Genomic DNA, 20,424 nt, shown 5'->3' with positions numbered 1-20,424 from the left:
GAAGCAGTCGACAACGGGCAGGTCCGCCATCCGATTCAAGCTTCGAGGTGAACTTCGCGGTCCCTGATTCGTGCTCTAGATCAGGTAGTCGCGACGGTTCATCGTCTATCGGGGGGCGAAGTGCGCACGGTTCGGCTCGGGGCGTTGCTCGGCACGCTGGTCACGCCCGTACTCCTCGGAGTCCTGTCGCTGACGACCGGGCTCAGCGTCGCGGGCTGGATCGTGGGGCTGGCCGCCAGCTGGACGACGACCGCACTGGTGGTCGCCGGTCGGGCGCGCCGCGAGTCTCCGGGTATCTTGCCGCCGGACTGGGTGACGCTGACCCGGGCGTCGCTGATCGCTGGGGTCGCCGGACTCGTTGTGGACTCATTCACCCGTACGACCCAGGTCACCGCGATCGTCGTGCTCGCCTCCATCGCGCTCCTGCTCGACGCCGTCGATGGTCAGGTGGCGCGGCGTACCGGAACCGCGACGCCGTTTGGCGCCCGCCTCGACGGAGAGTTCGACGCGTTCCTCATCCTGGTGCTGAGCGTCGAGGTCGCCCGCGTCTACGGCGGCTGGGTGCTTGCGATCGGCGCGTTTCGGTACGCGTTCCTGCTCGCCGGATGGGTGTTGCCATGGCTGGCCGCGCCGCTGCCCTCCCGCTACTGGCGTCGGCTCGTCGCCACCGTACAGGGCGTCGCGCTCACCATCGCGGCATCCGGGATGTTGCCTCAGACGGTCGGCATGGTGGTGGTCGGCATTGCGCTCGTCATGCTGGCCGCATCGTTCGGTCAGTGCGTCGTCTGGCTCTACCGCGCCGGCGCTGGCCCAGTCACCCGCCGGGTGCTGCGCCGCCTGACCGCAGTGGGCGCGGGCGCGGTCGTGTGGGGCGTGCTCGTCGCGCCCGACCGGCTCGAGTTGCTGACGCCGGCGGCGTTCCTCCGCATCCCCGTCGAAGGCCTGGTGCTGGTCGCCATCGCGCTGCTGCTCCCGGCCCGACCGCGGCGCATTGTGGCGGTCATCGCCGGGGTCCTGTTCGGCCTGCTCGCTGCGTGCAAAGTCTTCGACCTTGTCACATATCAGGAGTTCGCCCGACCGTTCAATCCGGTACTCGACTGGGAAAACGTCGGCCCGGCGATCGGCTTCGCACGCGACTCCATCGGAACATTGGCGACCGGCGTGGCGCTCGTCCTCGTCCTGCTCGCCCTCGCGCTCGTCGTCGCACTCATCACCGTGGCCGCGGTACGACTCACCAGCGCAACCGCCCGCCATCGACGGAATTCGGCGGGCGGTGTCGCCGTCCTGGGTCTGGTCGCCGTGGTCGCCGCGACCCTGTCGATTCAGGTCAGCCCCGGCCAGCCGCTCGCCTCGACCAGCACGGCGCGCGTCGTCGAGTCGCAGGTGCACGATGCCCAGACGAGCGCGCGTGACCACCAGCAGTTCGACAACATGATCCATGAGCCCGACCAGTACGCCAGAATTCCCACCTCGAACCTGCTCACCGGTCTGCGAGGCAAGGACGTGATCATCGCGTTCGTGGAGAGCTACGGCCAGGTCGCGGTGCAAGGCACGTCGTTCTCGCCGGGCGTTGACGCCGTGCTGCGCACCGGCACGACCGCGCTGACGAAGGCTGGCTACCAGACGCGCAGTGCGTTCCTCACGTCCCCCACGTTCGGCGGAATCAGCTGGCTCGCGCACTCGACGCTGCAGTCCGGTCTCTGGGTGAACAACCAGCAGCGGTACAACCAGCTGATGGCCAGCAACCGGTACACGCTGAGCGACGCGTTCAAGCAAGCAGGCTGGCGCACGGTCAGCGACGCCCCGTCCGACAAACAGACGTGGGGACCAGGCACCTCGTTCTACCACTACGACAAGATGTACGACCGGCGCAACGTCGGTTACCACGGACCGATGTTCAGCTACGCGTCGATGCCCGACCAGTTCACGCTCGCGGCGTTCCAGCGGCTCGAACTCCAGCCCGGCCACAGCCCGGTGATGGCCGAGATCGATTTCGTCTCCTCACACACCCCGTGGACGCCGCAGCCACGAATGGTGTCGTGGGACCAGTTGGGGGACGGCTCGATATTCGATCCGATGCCCGCGCAAGGCCTGGCGCCCAGCGTGGCCTGGCGTAACGTGAGCACGGTACAAGCGCTGTACGGGCAATCCATCCAGTATTCGATGACGGCGCTCACCCAATGGATCACCCGGCTGCACGACCCGAACCTCGTAGTGATCGCGCTCGGTGACCACCAGCCCGAGAGCACGGTCAGCGGTCCCAGTGCCAATCATGAGGTACCGATCTCGATCATCACACCCGACCCGAAGGTGATCGCGGCCGTGGCCTCGTGGAACTGGCAGAGCGGGCTGCTGCCCGGCCCGGACGCTCCGGTGGGATCGATGGACGCATTCCGCAACCGGTTCCTCAGCGCGTTCAGCTCGACGCCCCAGTCACCGGTGACGCTCACTTCGCCCCGGTGAACCCTCACCAGAATCCCTACACTTCCGTAGCCATCGTCGCGGTCAGCCGATCGATCCTGATCTGCGTCTGGCACCTCCACAACAGCACCGAAGCCGTGTTAGTGGACCTCGGTCCGGGCCACCGGCGCTGCCGCACGTCCACGCGCAAGGTCATTTCAAGGATTCGACGCGCTGGATCGACTTGTCCGCCAAGGCCTCGCGTCGGTGCCGGGCCTCAGGCGAGAGGATGCTTTGTCAGCCGATGGTCACCGATGGCCGCTGCCCCCTCGCGGTCGTAACCGAATTTTCCAGGGCCGCGGACCCGGCAGCCAGGAAGGCGGTCCCGAAGAACAACTCGGTCCAGGAGAGATCGGCCAGTTCCTTCTGCATGGCTGCGCGAATCGTGTCGCACGGGCGGCGCATGATCCACTCATCTATGGAGGCGAAAGGCCGCACAATCGCGGTTCCGAGCTGCGTCAGCCACCCAGGCGTGTTGTCGGGAACCTTGAGATCCAGCACGACCCAGCGTCCGCCTCCGGAAAGGGCTGCAGCGCCGTGGGCGATGACCTCTGCGCACTCGGGCACCTGTGACAGGGCGTACGTGGACAGGATCGCGTCGACCTCCGTTGGGAAGTCGAAGTTCGCCGCGTCGGCTTGCACGAGGCTGATATTGCTCCAGCCGTTCGTCTCGATCCGATCCTGGGCCTGGGCGAGCATCGCGTCGGTCAGATCGACGCCGACGATCCGGCCGTGGGGACCGATTACCTCCTCGATCAGCCGGAAGTTCAGGCCTGTGCCGCATGCGATGTCGATCACGCTGTCACCCGCGCGAAGGCCGAGCGCCTGTACGGCCCGGAGGCGTTGTGCCCGCTGGGGGTAGCAGGGCGCGGGGTAGAGCCGGGAGGTGATGTCGTAGTGCTTCGCCTTCTTGCGGTATACCTTGATCAGACGTTCCCGCGTACTGTCAGTCTGCCTCACGGCGTGCTCCTCGATCTCGGTAGCGTCGCGTAGAAACGGGGCGCCACCCCATCTGGGACTCCGCGCCATTGCGTGTACCGGACTCGACCGCAGCTTTGATCGCCGCCATCTCGAGATCGCTCACCCGCTGAATTCTGCCTTGGAGAGTACGGCCGGGGATTGTGCGCATGATGCCCGCGAGGTCGACTTCGATCCACATCTTGGCGTCGGTCTGCCTATCATCCACTGGCTCGAGTTCCATTGCCCAGCGCGCCGCGGAAGTACCCATCGGCCCGGCGAATGCCACGTAGCGGGGCTCCTCGACAGCGGTCACCTGCTGGCTCCGGCCGCGAGTCAACCCGAGTATCCCCTTAGCCCGCTGCTCCACCCGCGAGCCGGGCTGAAGCGGAGCTCCTCCGCGGACCCAGCATTCGAGAACCGTTGGCGCCCACTCCGGCCAGCGTCCGACGTCACAGACATACGCCCACACCTCACGGAAGCCGCTAGCGATGGTTATGCGGCTCTCGGTTCTGATTGTCATCGATTGCTCCTCCTGCTTCTCAGGTGGGTGTGAATCATGGTCCCGCCCTTGGCGAACAGTCGACCGATGCCACGCGCGGTCAGGTTAGCCACCATCGCAGCGAGCTCATCCACAACCCGGCAGGGCAGACAGAAGATCAGCCCGCCGTGGTTGGCAATCCGCTCGACCGCCTCGCGTGGCTGGGGACCTCAGTCGCACCGCTGGCTGCCGAACACTCACCGGTGACACGGGACGAGCCGCGCGGCCTCGCACCAGGTCAAGGGCGCCGTTCGCCGGGTGCTGCGGCCGGTCACCCGGTGCCCGCCGGTCAGCCAGGAACGCCCTCCCAGGTCTGAGGGCCAGACCGGGTCGGCCCGACTCGCCCGGGTGGCCGGGGCCGCGACCGCGGCGAACGGCGTCCCCCAGCAGTAGGCCAGCGCCCGGGGCAACCGCGGCCAGCATGAGGACCGCATAGAGCATGGCGATCGTGACCCCGGTGGCCGCGCCGAGCCCGGCTGCGGCGAAGGCCCAGGCGGCGGCACCCTCCCGTAGCCCCCATCCGCCAATACTCAAGGGGATCACCACTGCGGTCTGGACCACCATCAGCAGCGCGACGAGTTCGCCCAGGGGCGCGGTGCAGCCGGCGACTCGGGCCGCGATGACGAACGTAGCCGTGTGCCCGGCCACGTTCAGCACCGATGCCAGCATGAGCTGGGGCCAGACGCGCGGGGCCAGCAGCTGGCAACGCAGGTCATCAGAAGTGGCCCTGGCCGCGCGTGCCAGCCGCGACCAGCCACGGCGAGCCGCGCCGCGCACCACCAGCGCGGCACACACGGCTATGCCCGCGACACCCACGAGAAAGTACGGCAGCGCGGGCCGAACCGGCGAGGGCAGCGTCAGCAATACGACGGCGGTCACCACGGCCTGGATGACCTGACCCCACAGCCGCTCCCACGCCACCGCGCGCACCCCCAGCGCCACGTCTCCAGCGCGCCGGCCATGAGCGACCGCCCGGTGCACGTCCCCGATAACACCGCCGATGAGTACGGAGTTGAGGAACAGAGAACGGTAGTAGGCGCAGATCGCGCCCGGCCAGCCAATTCCGATGCCGAGTGCCCGGGCGACGACCCGCCACCGCCAGGCAGAAAACACCGTAGTCAGGGCTGTGAGCGTGACGGCGGCCACGACCGCCGGCCAGGTGACCGCCCGCAGGCCCTCCTCGAACGGGGCCGAACCCAGCAGCCGCACGAGAAACCACAGCACGGTGACGCCGCCGGCCAGGCGCAGCAACAACGGGCCGAACCGGCGCACGGCTCGCCCGAAGCCGACCACATCTGATCGCACGAAACAATCGTTACACGGACCTGCCGGACATATGGCTCAAATATCCGGGAGCGGCGCAAAGCGGTCCGGCGGCCGGTCGTGCCTCGGCTCCTGGGGACGCCCGCCACAGCCGCGCTGCCCGCCATCGTGTCCGCCACGGATGGTCTCGGCGTCGCCCGCTGGTCCGCCGGGCTGGCGGCGTTGTCCGGGAAGGTAGAAGTGCCCTGGCGGGTGGCCGGAGGGAGTCTCACCCTCCGGCTCCCACAGCTCCCGTGGTCGCCATCGACAAGCACACCGTCGCCACCGTGCGGGAGCACCGCCGCCCACCAGCGTGCGGAGGCCCGCGCGGCGGGACACGGGTGGCACGACTACGGCTACGGGTTCACCCGCCTCGACGGGCGGCCCCGGTGAGGTTCGTGAGCGGAGACCGCGTGCCGTCGCGAGGGGCCGGTGACAATCCACTCCGGCAGACTCGTCCGTACGAGTTGATCTTAGCAACAGCCCGCGGCCACTCGCCGTTCATTCCCGCTGGCGAGTCTCAGTCTCGCCCCGAAGCTCGCTGTGGAAGAAGCCGAGGAATTCGTGAAGACCAGGGCATTGCCGGCCGCCGTGACCGCTGTCGCGCTCGCCTTCGTCGCCGCCATCACCGTCGTCGCCACGCGGGCATCCGCCGCCCCGGTGCCCGTCCCCGACCTGCTCAACGTGAACTTCGCGAACGGATCGGCCGCCGACACCGCGCGCAACCTCACGCTGACGACCGTCGGCTCGCCGGCTCCGACCATTGCTGGGGACGACGCCGCGGGCCGTCAGGTGGCCACCTTCGACGGCAGCCAGAACGGGTACACCTACGACCTGGGTGCCGAGTGGCCGAGCATCACCGACACCATCTCGCTCGAGTGCTACTTCCGTTTCAACGGCACGCTGAGCGGCTCCACGGGCACGGGCTCGAGCGGCCAGTCCGTCTGCTCTGACAAGCAGGGCGGCGGTTTCTCGGTCACCGTCGTGGGCAGCTCCGTGGAGTTCCAGGTCGCTGCCGCGTCGACGTCGTACACCCTGGCAACCGCGCCGATCGCCGGCGGCACCTGGTACGACGCGGTGGGCACCTACGACGGTAGCAACGTCGACCTCTACCTCAACGGCACGCTCGTCGCGCAGACTCCGGCAACCGGGGCGATCCACGCTCCCAGCGCGAGCGCGACCCACCTCACTCTCGGTGCCGATTCCGCGGCCGGCACGCTCGGCAGCATCGAGTCCTTCGGCGCCGCCAGCGTCGCGCAGGTCGGCCTCTACAGCACCGTGTTGACCGCCGACCAGATCAGCGCGCTGTACGCCGCGAACGACGTGCCGACGCCGACCGCCTCACCGACGCCGAGTCCGACCGGCACCGGCGGCACCAGTACCCCACCGACGCTCACGCCCGACGTGCTTGACGTCGACTTCGCCTCCGGCGCGCCGGTCGACCACGCGAACAACATCGCCGCCAAGACGATGGGCGCGCCGACGATCGCGACCGACCCGACCCTCGCCACCGGGGTCGCGACCTTCGACGGCAGCAGCGACGCGTACGGCTTCGACCTCAGCCCGTACTGGCCGTCGCTCCAGAACGCCGTCACGGTCGAGTGCTACTTCAGGTACAACGGCACCCTGACACCCGGCTCCGGATCCTCCGGCCCGTCGGTCTGCTCGGACAAGAACAGCGGCGGCTACGGCTTCGTCCTGGTCGGGAACGAGTTCAGCTTCCAGGGCTACTTCAACGGCGCCTACACGCTGGCTCACACGACCCTGCCCGCCGCCGACACGTGGTACGACGCCGTGGGCGTGTACGACGGTACGAACCTCACGCTTTACCTCAACGGCGTGCGGGTCGGGCAGACCGCCGCATCCGGCCCGATCAAGCTGCCCGGCGCCGCCGGCCGGGACTTCAACCTCGGCGCGGACGTGTCGTCCACCGACGGCGCGGAGAACTACATCCCCTCCTCGGTCGCGGCGGCACGGATCTGGTCGGGTCCGTTGAGCGCGGCCCAGGTCGCCGCCCTGTACGCGCAGAACGTCAGCACCGAGCCGGTCGGATCCGGCGACGTGCTGGACGTGAGCTTCGCCAGCGGCACGCCGCTCGACTACGCCCACGGCACGCCGGCCAAGCGGATCGGCTCGCCGGCGATCGCCCCCGACCCGAAGCTCGGCAGCGACGTGGCGAGCTTCAACGGCACGAGCGACGCCTACGCCTTCGACCTGTCGGGCCGGTGGCCGGCACTGGCGAACTCGGTCGCGATGCAGTGCGTCTTCAAGTACAACGGCGAATTCACCACCAAGACGTCCACCGGCTACCTGAGTGGGCCATCGGTCTGCTCGGACAAGAACAACGGCGGCTACGGCTTCGTGATCGTCGGCAACAAAATCAGTTTCGAGGCCGACACCGCCGGCGGCTACACCGGGCCGATCGTGACCCTGCCGTCCGCCAACACCTGGTACGACGCCGTGGGCGTGTACGACGGCGCGAACATCACGCTCTACCTCAACGGCCTGCAGGTCGGCCAGGTCGCCGCATCCGGCCCGATCACCCTGCCCGGCTCCGCCGGCCAGAGCTTCACCCTCGGAGCCGACACCTCGGCCACCGGCGGCGCGGAGAACTACATCCCCGCCTCCGTCGAGCAGGCGCAGATCTGGGGCCGCCCGCTCTCGGCCGGCCAGGTCGCGCAGCTGGACAAGACAGCGTTCAGCTCGATCCCCGCCGCCGACAGTCAGCTCCAGATCTCCGCCGTGTACGGCGGCGGCGGGGAGCCGGGTTCCTATTTCGCGAACGACTTCGTCGAGCTGCTCAACGCCAGCCAGACCACCTCGGTCTCGCTCGGCGGGCTCTCGCTGCAGTACTTCGCGGCCGACGGTACGCCGGTGCCCGGGGCCACCGCGGCACTCGACGACACCACCCTGGCACCGGGCCAGTACTTCCTGCTGGCCGGCCACGACACCGGGCAAGGCGACGAGTCCGACCTGAGCGTCGCACCGGACCAGACCGCCCCGGACCTCGACCTCGCCCAGGACGGCATCGTCGCGCTGGTCGACGGATCGGGGCAGGAGGTCGATTTGCCGGCCTCCGACGTCATCGATTCGGTCAGCACGGGCCAGGCAACGTACTCGCTGGGTGTGCCGGCCCCGGCGCTGACGGCGACCGAGGGCGACTACCGCAACGACAGCGGATGCACGAACACGCACAACAATGGCCGCGATTTCGCCGCGCAGCAGGCCCAGACCACACCGCTGTTCAACACCGCGAGCCCGCCGAACGTCTGCGCGGCGACGATCCCGGCAACGTTCAGCCAGACCACCCTGTCGCCGTCGACCGGGCACGGTGCCGCGGTAGCCACCAACGGCAGGGGCACCCTCTACGTCGCCGAGACGGCCAACAGCACAGTCGGGTCGATGACGACCGGTGGCGGCAGCGCCAAGACGGTCGCGGGCGCCGCGGGCACCGGCGGCTCCGGTGACGGGGGGCCGGCGACCTCGGCGTTCCTGATGTACCCCGCCGGCGTCGCGGTGGACGACGCGGGCAACGTGTTCGTCGCCGACACGGGGAACGATGTGGTGCGCGAGATCCGCGCCGCCGACGGCACCATCGTTCGCTACGCCGGCACCGGCAGCGGCGGCTACTCGGGTGACGGCGGGCCAGCGACCGCCGCGGAACTGTACGACCCGCAGGGACTGGCGCTCGACGCGGACGGCGACCTGTTCATCGCCGACTCCGGCAACAACGTCATCCGCGAGGTGACCCCGTCCGGCACGATCTCGACTCGTGCCGGCAAGGCCACCTTCGGCTACAGCGGTGACGGCGGCAAGGCGACCTCGGCGCAGCTCGCCTCGCCGTACGGGGTCGCGGTGGACTCGGCCGGCAACCTCTACATCGCCGACTCGGCCAACAACGTGGTCCGGCGCGTGGACGCCGCGGTCGGCACGATCTCGACAGTAGCGGGCGACCACGCGGCGTATGTCGCCAACAACTACGTTCCGTCGGACAGCGGCGACGGCGGTCCGGCGATCCATGCCCAGCTCAACGACCCGCAGGGTATCGCGGTGGATGCCGCGGGCAACCTCTACATCGCCGATACCGCCAACAAGGCCGTCCGGCTGGTGAAACCCGACGACACGATCTCGACAATGGTGAAGAACCCGCCGATCCAGCCGGAGGGCATCACCGTCGACAACACGACCGGCGACGTCTTCGTCGCCGACGCGAACTCCAGCCACGTCAACGAGATCGCCGGCATGCCCGTCCCGAGCACGCCGGGGCCGGGCCCGGCCGGTGGCACGCTGGCCTTCACCGCCCAGCCGCCGTCGTCGGTGGTCCAGGGGCAGCAGTTCACCGTCACGCTCGCGGCCGAGGTACCGGGCGGGCACGTCGACCCGGCGGCCACGGGCAGCGTCACGCTCGCCCCGGCGGGCGTGCCGGCCGGAGCGCTGGCCTGCGACGGCGGGCTGACCCACCCGCTCTCGGCGGGCCAGGCGACGTACACGTGCGCGATGTCGCAGGCCGCGGACGGCGTGACCCTGGTGGCCTCCTTGAGCGGCTACGCGAGCGCCACGTCGGCGGCCTTCGGGGTGACCCGGACGGTCCCGTCGGCCCCGGGCGACGTGAGCGCGAAGGCGGGCGACCACACCGTGACCGTCTCGTGGGAGGCCGAGGACAACGTCACCGGGTTCGAGGTCTTCGCCGGCACGACCTCGCACGGCGAAGACCTGTCGAAGCCGGCGTGCACCGCCGGGCCGACCGCGACCAGTTGCCAGGTCTCGGGGCTGCGCGACGGCAGTGCGTACTGGTTCGAGGTGGTCGCCGTCAACGGCACCGTCACCTCGGATCCGTCCATGGAGGTCAAGGCCACGCCGACCGCCCCGAGCGCGGGGATCGTCGTGCACGCGAGCCAGTCCGCGACGAAGGTCGGGTACGGCACCAAGGTGACCCTGACGGCGACGGTGGCCGACGCCAGGACCCGGCGACCGGTGCGCGGCGCCGAGGTCGCCGTGCAGGACGAGGTCCGGGGGCGTTGGGTGACGCTCAAGACGCTCCACACCAACGGCTCCGGAACCGTGTCGTACGGCTTCACCGCGACCGCCGCGGGCCGCTACCGTTTCACCACGGCCGGCGAGGCCAGCAACACGCTGGTGGTGAGCGTCGCGGTCAAGCCGGGCAAGCCCGTCATCACCGGCAACGTCGCCGCCGGCGTCGCCGTTCGCGTGAACACCGGCAACTGGGAGCCCTCGGGCCTGTGCTTCAGCTACCAGTGGCTGGCCGACGGTAAGCCGATCCGAGGGGCGACCGGGGCGACCTTCACCCCGACCAAGGCGCTGAAGGGCCAGGAGTTGAGCGTACGCGTGACGGGCGCGACGAACGGCTACATCGCGGCGAGTGCCACCAGCGCGCAGAAGAAGATCAAGTGAGCGAGGACGCCAACACCGTGAGCGACAAACGCAGCACCCCCTCCCTCAAGCCTCTGACTCGACGCAACCTCCTGCTCGGCGGCGGGGCCGCGCTGGTCGCCGGGGCCGGCCTCGCGTCCTACCTGCCGTCGGCGATGCGCCCGGCGAGCGCCATCACCACGACAGCGAAGGACGACGGCCTGCCCGAGTTCGACCCGTCGCAGATCAAGCACCTGGTCTTCCTGATGAACGAGAACCGCAGCTTCGATCATTACTTCGGCACCCTGCCCGGAGTGCGCGGCTTCAGCGACCCGGACGCGATGACGCTGCCCAACGGCCTGTCGGTCTTCCACCAGCCCGACCCCGCCAACCCGCTGGGCTACCTGTTGCCGTTCCACGCACCCAGCCAGACGCTGAGCTCACTGACGCACGACTTCGGCCCCCAGCACGAGTGCTGGAACGGCGGCCGGATGGACAGCTTCGTGCGCACGCACGGCAGCGTCGAGGGGCAGTCGAACGGGCCGTACACGATGGCGTACCTCACCGAGGACGACCTCCCGTTCCACTACGCGCTGGCCAACGCCTTCACGATTTGCGACAACTACCACTGCTCGATCATGGGTCCGACCTACCCGAACCGGCTGATGTGGATGACCGGGTCGGTACAGGCATCCGGTGGCCCGATCACCAGCAATTCGGTGCTCGCCGGCGCTTCCCTGTCGTGGACCACCCCCGCCGAGGTGCTGCAGAACGAGGGCATCTCGTGGAAGGTCTACCAGCCGCTCAAGAGCGCCACGACCGCCCAGCCCACAACCCCCACGCAGATGCAGGCCAACCTCGACAACAACAACCACAATTTCTTCCTCGCGTTCCCCAAGATCTGGAACGCCGACCAGACCGTGCCGTTCGGTCTCTATCAGAACGCGGCCCTCGGCAGTACTCTCTTCGGTTCGCCGAACGGCAATGGCGCCGCCGGTCAGGACCCGAGCCTGATCAACCCCTACAGCGGCAGGCCGTTCGACTACACCACCTCGTTCGAGGAGGACTGCCACAACGGCACCCTCCCGACGGTCAGCTGGATCCTGCAGCCGAACGCCGTCACCGAGCATCCGGCCCAGCGGCCGATCGACGGTGCCGCCTACCTGGCGTCCAAGCTCGCCGCCATCGCCGCCAACCCCGACCTGTGGAAGTCCACCGTCTTCGTCATCAACTACGACGAGAACGACGGGCTCTTCGACCACGTGCCCCCGGTGGTTCCGCCCGCTGGCACGGCCGACGAGTTCTACGAGCCGGGCATGCCGCTGGGTTCCGGGTTCCGGGTACCCTGCGTCATCGTCTCGCCCTGGACGGTCGGCGGGTACGTCGCGTCGGACAAGTTCGACCACACCTCGTGCCTGCAACTGATCGAAAAGGTCGTCTTCGATGGTCAGAAGATGTTCGCCGGGATCAGTGACTGGCGCCGCGAGACCTTCGGCGACCTCATGAGTGTCTTCCAGTCCGGCCCTGGCGTCGCGACCTCGCCGATGGACCCGAGCAACCCGGCGAGCACCTATCTCACCTACGCCACCCTGTCGGCCCTGCAGAAGTCCATTCCGAGCAACACACCGCCGTTGCCCCGCGCCGACCAGACGGTACCGACCCAGCCCCCGGGCACCAGGCCGTCTCCCGCCTGACTCCTCGACGTGAGGTCGATCGGCCTCAGGAGGACCGCCGCCGCCGGTTGTGGAACTGGTGGTCGCGGCGGATCAGCGCGACGATGTCCTCGCAGGCCTGGGCGGTCAACGGTGTCGCGCGCCGCCACATCTCCTGAAGGAGCAGCCCCGGCTGGGTCGCGACGAAGTCGATGGCGAGGTCGTCGCAGCGGCCCAGCTGAGCGTCCTCATGCATCAGCATCACCGCGCTGCGCACGGGCAGGACATGGTGATTGCGGTGCAGCCATGCCGCCAGGTCCTCGGCCACATCGGACGCCTGCCGCGCCCAGCTCCTGCCGCTGCGGTCGGTGGCCCACCCGCTCTCCACCGGGTTGCCCCAACGGTCGAGTTTCTCGTACCGCCACTCGTCGCCGTTGACATGCAGCCGAACCCGCCGCAACTTCACCTCGATGACCCATACGCCCTGCGGCCCGACCAGGACGTGGTCGGCTTCGCCCCGCCGGTTGCGATAGCCCCGCAACATGACCCACGCGTCGGGCAGGCCGGACAGACCCCACGCCAGGGCGTCCTCGCCCCGCACTCCCGCCGCCCGCTGCTCGACCCGGTGACTCAGCTGCTGCACGCCGGACTGTGCGAAGGATGCCTGCTGCCTGGCCTGCTCGCTGCGCGCCAGCGCGTCGCGCTCCTCGGGAGTGCGTACCGACAGGAGTCGCTTCCACAGGGGCTTCGCACGGCGGGTGGCCTTCAACGCGCTGGCCGCCTCGGCGTAGGCGCCGTGCCACTCGACAAACGCGGCCTGAGCACCGTGCAGCTGCTGCTCGGCCTGCTGGAGCTGCTGGCCGCCGTGGTCGGACAGGTACTCGACCCGCACCAGGTCCTCTTCTCGCCGCTACATTTCGACCGTTACCTCACTCGATCATTGACGGGGCGATGAGGGGTGTCAATGGTCGGAGAGCTTTGTCGATGAGGCGTCGGCATGACCCGCGGCGCGACCGAGATCTCCGGCTGAGGACGGCTCCCCTGGTCAGGATGCATGAAAGCCCCGATGCGTCCACCCGAGACACGTTGTTTTCACGGCGCCGCCCGCGTACAGACGAATGACGCGGGCGGCGCCGCCGCACGTCCTTCGTCGGCTCGCCGTTGAGCGTCATCGCGGGTTGCTGTCAGGGGACCTGGGTGACGGCGGCCAGCCGGCGCACCGCCTCGGCCCGGTCGCGGACGCCGAGCTTGGCGAAGCAGCGGTGGAGATGGTTCCTTACCGTCTTCTCGGTGAGGGCCAGCGCGGTGGCGATGGCCGAGTTCGACATGCCCTGGCAGAGCAGCTCCAGCACGTCGCGCTCGCGCCCGGTGAGCCGTTGGTCCCACGCTTGGTTATCCCTCGCCGGTGCTGCCGGCCGGTGCGGCGTGGTCGGCCGGCCCGCCGCGCGCATGGCGGTCGCCGCGGCCGAGGCGGCGATCGGCGACAGCCAGGCCATCCCGTCCGCCACCGCCTGCACGGCGCCGAGCAGGTCGGCCGGCTCGAAGTGGTCGTAGACCAGGTAGGCCGAGGCCGGAGCGAGCAGCATTGTCCCGATGGTCTGGTGGTCGGTTTCGCCGGTGAGCAGCACCACCCGGGATTTCAGGGCCATCCGATCCCAGCCGGGCAGCCGATCGTCGACCACCACGACCGCCGGCCGCAACCGCACCGCCTCCGTCGCCGCGTCGGCGCCGTTGTCGGTGAGCGCGACCACCCGGACCCGGTCGCCATCGCTGAGCAAACACCGGATCGCGGCCCGGCCCTCGGGCTCGGGGTGCACAATCATCACGTCGATCGGGGCGCCGGCCCGCACCGCGGACTCCGGCGAAGCGGCGACCGCCGGACCTTGGTTGCGGCGCGGTCCGGGTGACGGTTCAACCGGCACAGAGGCCATGGTTCATCTACGCCGTTCGGTCTCGAATCGCTGGCGCGCTGCGCTGAGCACCGGCCGTGGCGGGCGTTTGCCCGCTGTTTACACGACGGAAATCGCTGCCCGGAAGTTCAACGCGACTTCGAGTGCGCCTCCTGGCAATGGATCAGCGACCCGACCACCGCAGCGCGGCCTCGGTCCGGTTGGCCACGCCGAGCTTGGTGAAGATGTGATTGAGGTGGTTCTTCACCGTCTTTTCGCTCACCAGCAGGCGCCGGCCGATGGCCGCGTTGGAGTGCCCGGCGCACAGCAGCTCCAGCACGTCCCGCTCGCGACGGGTGAGCTCCAACCCTTCCCGGTAGCGGCGAAGCTGCTCGGCCCGGTCGGTCTCGACCCGCTGTTCGGCCGCGTGATCGCGCAGCGCCGAGATGGTGACCGCGGCGACCGCCGGGGACAGCCAGCCCTGCCCAGAGGCCACCGCGTGCACCGCGCGCATCAGCTCCGGTGGGTCGAACTCACCGTGCACCAGGTAGCCTCTGGCGCCGCCCTGAAGCATCCCGGCGATCAGGTGCGGGTCCGGGTCGCTCGTCAGGACCAGGACGGCCGTGTGGTCGGCCAACCGGCTGATGACGCTCAGCCCGTCGGCGATCGGCATCCGATGATCGAGCAGCGTCACGGTCGGACGCAGCCGTTGCGCGCTGGTCAGCGCGGTACGGCCGTCTGGAGCCTCGCCGACCACCCGGATGTCCTCGGCGGCGTCCAGGAACGCGCGGATGGCCGTACGCACGATGGGATTGTCGTCGACGATGAGTACGTCGATCATCGGCTCGCCGTTACTCGACGTACGGCCAGGATGGCCTCCGGGGCCGTGACGACGATCGTGGTGCCGGAGCCCTGCCGGGACCGCATCGCAAGGTGCCCGCCGGCGGTCCGGGCCCGCTCGGACATGCCGACCACGCCGAAGCTGCCCCGCACAGACAGCAACGACAGGTCGTCGGGCACCGCGAAACCGGCGCCGTCGTCCCGGATGGTCAGCTCGACCAGCTCCCCGACGCGGGCCAGCGTGACCGCGACGCGCGTGGCCCGGGCGTGCGCAACGACGTTGCGCAGCGCCTCGTGCAGGATCTGGGTGAGTTCGTAGCGGGCGGCCAGCGTCGGCTCGATCAGGGCCAGGTCCAGCGCGACCGGGGTGCCGCTGGTCGTGCTCCAGGCCGCGCAGATTCCCCGTACGGTATCGGCGAACGGCTGGTCGGGTACGTCCCGGCGAAGAGCGCCGAGAAGCTCCCGGGCCTCGCGCTGGGCGGTTTCGGCGCCGGCGGAGACCGTGGCCGCCAGCTGCTCGGCGAGGTCGGGCTGCCGGCGTAGCGACGACGGCAGCGCCACCGCGGCGAACGAGACGCCGCGCAGGGTCTTGGCCACCGAGTCATGCAGCTCTCGAGCCAGCCGGGCCCGTTCCGAGGCGGCCGCCGAGCGCTGGGCCATGGTCGTGGTCTCGATGGCGAGCCGGATGTACCGGGTCAGGATCGCGGTCAGCGCGGCCGCGCCGAGCCCGCCGACGATGTCGATGATCGGGATAGCGACCAGGAACGGGGCCAGAACCGAGCGGGCGTCCGGCACTGTGGCCCGCAGCAGCTGGAACACTACGGCCAGACCGAGCCCGGCCTGGGCCAGCCAGATCATCAGGCCGCCGCTGCCGAGCAGCGTGCCGGCGAACATCGCCGAGCCGGCCGCGTAGCAGAAGTAGGCCGGCCCGCCCTGGCTGATGGCCAGGACGGCCAGCGTCACCGCCACCTCGAGCGTGACCGCGCCCAGCCGCCGCCGCAGGATCGCCGGGTGTCGGCTGATCAGGAACAGCTGACCCATCGTGACCGCGGCGACCAGCAGCAGGGCGAGCAGCGGCCGGGTCGGGTCGTCGACCAGCCGGATGCCGGCCACAATCGCGGCGATCATGATGATCAGGCGCCCGACCAGCACCGCGCGGACCACCGCGACGGTGGCGATGTGCCGTTCCATCTAAGAGATGGTCACGGCGTCGACGTCGGGTGGACTGCCGGCGCCCGCGGACAGTCCGATGTCGACCGATCCCGCCGGGAGGTGGGCGTTGACGGTCACCGACCTCGGGGTGGTCCAGTTGGTGCCTGTCACGGCGAGGGTGGCGACCGGTGGTTTGCCGTCGATCGACACGTCCAGGCTCCGGTCGCCGTTCGCCTCGTACACGACGGTGATCTGGTACTGGCCGGCCGACGGGATGGTGACATGCACGTCGACCTGTCCGAGCCAGCGGACCCGGGCGCCGGCCTTGCAGGTGGCGCACTCGACCTCCTCGGCGCCCCCGGTGAGGGAGGCCGCCTCGGCCTGCACAGTGGTCGGCTTGAACGAGGGTGCGGTGTCGACGCCGGACGTCCGGCCCGGCTTGGCCTTCTCGGGCTGCACCGGCGTGTCGGGCGCCGAGTCATCGCCGGCCGCGACCGATGAGCCGCCGGTCGGGGCCGATGACCCGCCGGTCGGGGCCGCGGGGCCGCCGGTCGCGGGCGCTCTGGTGGGCGCGGTGGCCGAGGCGGCCGGTGGCGGGACGCTCGGGGACTCGTCGACCGCGGCCGGGGACGGGTCGGATGACCTGCGCGCGGCGGCGGCGTGCTGCGGTGCCGGCGGCCCGTCCGAGGAGGTGATCAGCGGGGGTAGCACGAAGGCGGCCGCCGCGATGGCCGCGACCAGGCCTGCGATGCCGAGCCAGTGCCGGAGACCCAGTTGGCGAACTGGAACGGGTGGGCCGCCCAGCAGTCGCCGGACCGGGTCGTCCTCGGGCGGCTCCGGGTGACTGGAGGCAACCGTGGGGTGGCTGCCGCCAACCTCCGGAGCAGAGTCGCTCTGCACCGGACGCGCTCCTTGGGGGCCTTGTCGAAGGCTCGGACCCGCATACCGTACTCATGGTCAACACCTACCGCAACGCTCGAAGGAGCGTTTCCGGGCGCCAGTGACGACGCCGGGGCCCGTGGCCTGCGGGTAAGGGGCCGGAACTCGGCCAACCGTGACTATGTCGACATCCGGCAGCCGGGCCGGAGCCGTTGTGGAAAGGCGAGGTTGGGAACTCCCTACGAGATGCCCGGCTGGTTGGGGGCCGGGCGCGGCCATGGGCCAGACAGTAGGGGTTGACGCGGCCCGATTTCCTGAGTCGAAAGGCCCAGCCGGCCCGGATCGAGGTCCCGGAAACCGGGACGGGTCGGGTGGCATCGCGCTGAACGCGGCGGAGCGCGGGTTCGTCGTGCAGGGAGCAGACCGGACCCGCAAGGGGACCTACCGCAGTGATCGTGCCGGTGCGCTGACCGGCGGAAGGACACTCGATGACCAACAGAGGCCGGGTCCGTGCGGCCGTGATCGTGGCAGGCGTCGCCGCGGTCGTGACCGCGCTGGTCGGGTCGCCCGCCCAGGCGGACGACATCTCGTACGTGAAGTACTACACCGCGACGACGTCCTACCAGGGCGCCCCGGAGAACCTTTCGGAGATCGCGACCCGGTTCCTGGGCGCCTCCTCGCGGGCGGTCGAGATCTACAACCTCAACGTCGGGCGGCAGCAGGCCGACGGCGCCGCGCTGACCGACGCCAACAAGCTCGACCCCGGCTGGGAACTGGTGCTGCCCTGGGACGCGGTCGGCGCCGGCGTCCAGTACGGCTCGCTGCCCACCAAAGTGCCCGCCACGCTGCCCGGCACGCCGCTGGCGACGCCGGGCATCGCCGGGACGCCGCTGGTGCCGGCCCACAGCGCGCGCCCGGCGGAGCCGGGCGGCATCACGCCCGTGCAGCCGGCGAGCCCGGCCAGCGGCAAGCTGCCGGCCGTGCCGCCCAGCTCCGCCGGGTCCGGCGGGACGCCGGCGGGGTCCGGCTGTGCCCCCGGGACGCCGGCCGGCAAGCAGCCGGACTGGGCCCGGCAGACCGTCGACGCGGCCCAGGCGTGGAGCCGGACCAAGGGCAGCGGTGAGCTGGTGGCCGTGGTCGACTCCGGCATCGACGGCAGCCTGACCCCACTGGCCGGCCACGTGTCGGTCGGCGTGGACGTGGTTTCCGGCAGCGGCCGGGGCGACGTCGACTGCCTCGGCACCGGCACCGGGATGGGCGCCATCATCGCGGCCCAGCCGGGCGACGGTGGGGCACTGGCCGGCATCGCCCCGGCCGCCACGGTCATGCCGGTACGGGTGGTCACCACCGCGCCGCACGCCCAGACCGACGACGAGGCGACCGCCATCACGGTGGCCACCGCGTCCGGCGCCACCGTGATCGCGCTGGGCTCCTACGTGGACACCTCGAACGCCAAGGTGGTGGACGCGATCAAGCAGGCCGTCGACCACGACGTGGTGGTGGTGTGCGCGGCGCCGGCGTCCTCGGTCCCGGTCCCGGCGGACGCGCTGCCGACCGACGGCGTGCTGCGGGTCGGCGGAGTCAGCGAAGCCGGGCAGCCGATCGCGTCGTACCGGCCCGGCTCGGTGGACGTGGCGGCGCCCGGCGGCAGCGTGAGCACGCTCGGGCTGACCGGCACCGGCACGGTGGTGGCCAGCGGTACCCAGTACGCGGTGGCCTTCGTGGCCGGTGAGGCGGCGCTGATCCGGGCGGCGTACCCGAGCCTGCCGGCGGCCGGGGTGGCCGACCGGATCAAGCAGACCGCGAAGCCCGAGAGCGGCGCGTCCGGGGGCGCCAAGATGATGGACCCGGGCGCGGCGGTCACCACGGTGGTGACCGCCGACGAGAAGGACGACTCGTCCGGCGGCGGCCCGGTCTCTTCGGTCACCTCGGGTCGCGGCCGGGTGATCCTGCTGGCCCTGATCGGCGTGGTCCTGCTGATCGCGCTGGGGCTGATGGCGACCCGGATCCGGCGGCTGCTGCGGGCCAACGTCGAGGGCGACGAGACCGCCTACCTGGAGGACGGGAACTCGGCGGGGTGAGAAAACCATGGGTGAGCAGGGCGTACGCGTAGCACGCGTCTACGACGTCGTGGACGGGCGGGGACCGCGCCTGACGGTCGACCACCCGCTGCTGGAGGAGGGCGAGGCCGCCCGCGTGCTGTCCTACCTGGACGGCGGGCGGGCACTGCTCACCGGCCTGATCCGGATGCGCGACGTGATGACCGGGGACGGCTCCGAGGTGGTGCCGGGCGGGTTCGCCACCGACGGCACCTGGGTGTGGTGCGAGGCCACCGCGTACTACCTGCGAACCTATCGGCTCGCACCCGATCCCGAGCTGCTGGCTCACATTCGGGCGGCCGGCTACCGGCCGCCCGAGGTGGGCGATCCGGCCCTGCGCCGGGCGCTGACCGCCCTGCGGACCGCGTGATGGCCGCGCCCACCCATCAGGATCGCGAAAGCGCCGGCCGGAGGGATCCGGCCGGCGCTGAGGGAAGCCTGGGCTCAGGAGGACGAGGCGCCGGTCTGCCAGGTGCGCACGTTGGCCCACTCGCAGTCGGTGTAGTTGTTCCAGGCCAGGTTCAGGGCCGAGGCGATCTCGCCCATCACGCCGTCCGGGCCGAAAAGGCCCTGGGCGGCCACGTTCCACTCGGCCTGCAGGTCCTGGTAGTACGACTGGGCCGGGCCCTGCCAGTAGTCCTGCAAGGGCACCAGCTGGTTCTTCAGCGTGGAGAGCTGATCATCGATGGTTCGTGCGGTGCCCGACAACTGTGCGCCGGCGTTCTCCAGTTCCGGCGGCACGCGCAGGTTGCTGTCCGCGGGGTCTGCCATGATGTCCTCCCTCAGCCCAGGTTCGCGCCGGGGATGGCGCCGTTGACCTGGAGCAGCTGGGCCTCGTTCGTGGACTCGGTCGTGGTGTAGTTGTGGTAGTTGCCCTGCAGGCCGTCGGCGATACCGGTCAGCGCGTCGTGCAACATCCGGCCGTACGTGTCGAAGTCGGCCATCAGATTCACGTACTGCGTGGACGACACGCCGAGCCACTGGGCGGCCAGGTCGGACACGTAGCCGCGCACGGTGGCGAGCTCGTCGCCGATGGCCTCGGCGGTGTTCACGCAGTTCTTGTTGCCGTCCGCGAGCATCTGCGGGGTGATGTCGACCGGCAATGCCATCGGTCGCCCTCCTGCCTTCCAGACCGGCGCCGGTCGGTACCCGGCTATGCCGCCGAGCTTCGCAGGACCGGGTACGCGCTGGACAGTGGCTGCTTCGCGGGACAGCGGGTTACCCCGGATACGGACGTCCGGACGCGGGGAATGGGGGACTTCAGCGCGGTGATCCGCTGGTGT

Annotated in this window: 15 protein-coding genes; 5 read left to right on the top strand and 10 right to left on the bottom strand. The window is 70.2% G+C overall.

Going from position 1 to position 20,424, the window contains the following annotated elements; genetic code table 11:
• Positions 1–120 precede the first annotated feature (120 nt).
• Positions 121–2,463 carry a CDP-alcohol phosphatidyltransferase family protein gene (locus ABEA87_RS04435; protein WP_345626272.1) on the top strand — a complete coding sequence of 781 codons (2,343 nt, stop codon included), beginning with the start codon at positions 121–123 and terminating at the stop codon, positions 2,461–2,463.
• Between the two features lie 234 nt (positions 2,464–2,697).
• On the opposite strand, the gene ABEA87_RS04430 is transcribed toward ABEA87_RS04435, so the two are convergent.
• The 3 genes from ABEA87_RS04430 to ABEA87_RS04420 all read right to left on the bottom strand — a co-directional run bounded on the left by ABEA87_RS04430 (position 2,698) and on the right by ABEA87_RS04420 (position 5,263).
• Positions 2,698–3,420: a class I SAM-dependent methyltransferase gene (locus ABEA87_RS04430; protein WP_345626270.1), complete on the bottom strand. Its 723-nt coding sequence runs from the start codon at positions 3,418–3,420 to the stop codon at positions 2,698–2,700.
• The gene (locus ABEA87_RS04425; RefSeq protein WP_345626268.1) at positions 3,407–3,940 is read right to left on the bottom strand and encodes an SRPBCC family protein; all 534 of its coding nucleotides are present in this window, start codon (positions 3,938–3,940) and stop codon (positions 3,407–3,409) included. Before ABEA87_RS04425 ends, ABEA87_RS04430 begins: the two co-directional genes overlap by 14 nt.
• Positions 3,941–4,045: 105 nt before the next feature.
• Positions 4,046–5,263: a lysylphosphatidylglycerol synthase transmembrane domain-containing protein gene (locus tag ABEA87_RS04420; protein WP_345626266.1), complete on the bottom strand. Its 1,218-nt coding sequence runs from the start codon at positions 5,261–5,263 to the stop codon at positions 4,046–4,048.
• Positions 5,264–5,824: 561 nt separating this feature from the next.
• Between ABEA87_RS04420 and ABEA87_RS04415 the strand changes: the two genes are divergently transcribed.
• Positions 5,825–10,672, top strand: coding sequence for a LamG-like jellyroll fold domain-containing protein (locus ABEA87_RS04415; protein ID WP_345626264.1), 4,848 nt, complete (start codon positions 5,825–5,827; stop codon positions 10,670–10,672).
• Entirely contained in the window at positions 10,669–12,324 is a 1,656-nt protein-coding gene (locus ABEA87_RS04410) for an alkaline phosphatase family protein (protein WP_345626263.1), read from the top strand. Before ABEA87_RS04415 ends, ABEA87_RS04410 begins: the two co-directional genes overlap by 4 nt.
• Before the next feature lie 25 nt (positions 12,325–12,349).
• Here the strand turns inward: ABEA87_RS04410 and ABEA87_RS04405 are convergent, their stop codons facing one another.
• The 5 genes from ABEA87_RS04405 to ABEA87_RS04385 all read right to left on the bottom strand — a co-directional run bounded on the left by ABEA87_RS04405 (position 12,350) and on the right by ABEA87_RS04385 (position 17,063).
• Positions 12,350–13,174: a nuclease-related domain-containing protein gene (locus ABEA87_RS04405; protein ID WP_345626262.1), complete on the bottom strand. Its 825-nt coding sequence runs from the start codon at positions 13,172–13,174 to the stop codon at positions 12,350–12,352.
• A 292-nt stretch (positions 13,175–13,466) separates the two neighbouring features.
• A complete protein-coding gene (locus ABEA87_RS04400) occupies positions 13,467–14,204 on the bottom strand; it encodes a response regulator transcription factor (protein ID WP_345626260.1) in 738 nt (245 codons plus the stop codon).
• A gap of 151 nt (positions 14,205–14,355) precedes the next feature.
• On the bottom strand, positions 14,356–15,012 hold the full coding sequence (locus tag ABEA87_RS04395; RefSeq protein ID WP_345626258.1) for a response regulator transcription factor: 657 nt from the start codon (positions 15,010–15,012) through the stop codon (positions 14,356–14,358).
• Positions 15,009–16,202 (bottom strand): sensor histidine kinase, encoded by a 1,194-nt coding sequence (locus tag ABEA87_RS04390; protein ID WP_345626257.1) that lies wholly within the window; start codon positions 16,200–16,202, stop codon positions 15,009–15,011. The genes ABEA87_RS04395 and ABEA87_RS04390 overlap by 4 nt, the downstream gene beginning before the upstream one ends.
• Entirely contained in the window at positions 16,203–17,063 is an 861-nt protein-coding gene (locus ABEA87_RS04385; RefSeq protein WP_345626256.1) for a carbohydrate-binding protein, read from the bottom strand. It abuts the gene before it with no gap.
• A 467-nt stretch (positions 17,064–17,530) separates the two neighbouring features.
• On the opposite strand from ABEA87_RS04385, the gene ABEA87_RS04380 reads away from it, so the two are divergent.
• Both ABEA87_RS04380 and ABEA87_RS04375 read left to right on the top strand, forming a co-directional pair.
• The gene (locus tag ABEA87_RS04380; RefSeq protein WP_345626255.1) at positions 17,531–19,123 is read left to right on the top strand and encodes a S8 family serine peptidase; all 1,593 of its coding nucleotides are present in this window, start codon (positions 17,531–17,533) and stop codon (positions 19,121–19,123) included.
• 7 nt (positions 19,124–19,130) lie between these two features.
• Positions 19,131–19,511 (top strand): hypothetical protein, encoded by a 381-nt coding sequence (locus ABEA87_RS04375; protein ID WP_345626254.1) that lies wholly within the window; start codon positions 19,131–19,133, stop codon positions 19,509–19,511.
• Positions 19,512–19,585: 74 nt separating this feature from the next.
• On the opposite strand, the gene ABEA87_RS04370 is transcribed toward ABEA87_RS04375, so the two are convergent.
• Together ABEA87_RS04370 and ABEA87_RS04365 are read right to left on the bottom strand one after the other, a co-directional pair.
• Complete coding sequence (locus ABEA87_RS04370; RefSeq protein ID WP_345626252.1) at positions 19,586–19,912, bottom strand: WXG100 family type VII secretion target; 327 nt, start codon at positions 19,910–19,912, stop codon at positions 19,586–19,588.
• Between the two features lie 11 nt (positions 19,913–19,923).
• Entirely contained in the window at positions 19,924–20,250 is a 327-nt protein-coding gene (locus ABEA87_RS04365) for a WXG100 family type VII secretion target (RefSeq protein WP_345626250.1), read from the bottom strand.
• Positions 20,251–20,424: the final 174 nt, after the last annotated feature.

Source organism: Rugosimonospora acidiphila, from assembly GCF_039543385.1.
Classification (GTDB): domain Bacteria; phylum Actinomycetota; class Actinomycetes; order Mycobacteriales; family Micromonosporaceae; genus Rugosimonospora; species Rugosimonospora acidiphila.
This window is presented reverse-complemented; position numbering and strand designations above follow the sequence as displayed.

Coding starts and splice junctions, on each gene's coding strand:
- ABEA87_RS04390 (WP_345626257.1), bottom strand. CDS start 16,202: ATGGAACGGCACATCGCCACCGTCGCGGTGGTCCGCGCGGTGCTGGTC.
- ABEA87_RS04380 (WP_345626255.1), top strand. CDS start 17,531: ATGACCAACAGAGGCCGGGTCCGTGCGGCCGTGATCGTGGCAGGCGTC.
- ABEA87_RS04395 (WP_345626258.1), bottom strand. CDS start 15,012: ATGATCGACGTACTCATCGTCGACGACAATCCCATCGTGCGTACGGCC.
- ABEA87_RS04375 (WP_345626254.1), top strand. CDS start 19,131: ATGGGTGAGCAGGGCGTACGCGTAGCACGCGTCTACGACGTCGTGGAC.
- ABEA87_RS04370 (WP_345626252.1), bottom strand. CDS start 19,912: ATGGCAGACCCCGCGGACAGCAACCTGCGCGTGCCGCCGGAACTGGAG.
- ABEA87_RS04365 (WP_345626250.1), bottom strand. CDS start 20,250: ATGGCATTGCCGGTCGACATCACCCCGCAGATGCTCGCGGACGGCAAC.
- ABEA87_RS04425 (WP_345626268.1), bottom strand. CDS start 3,940: ATGACAATCAGAACCGAGAGCCGCATAACCATCGCTAGCGGCTTCCGT.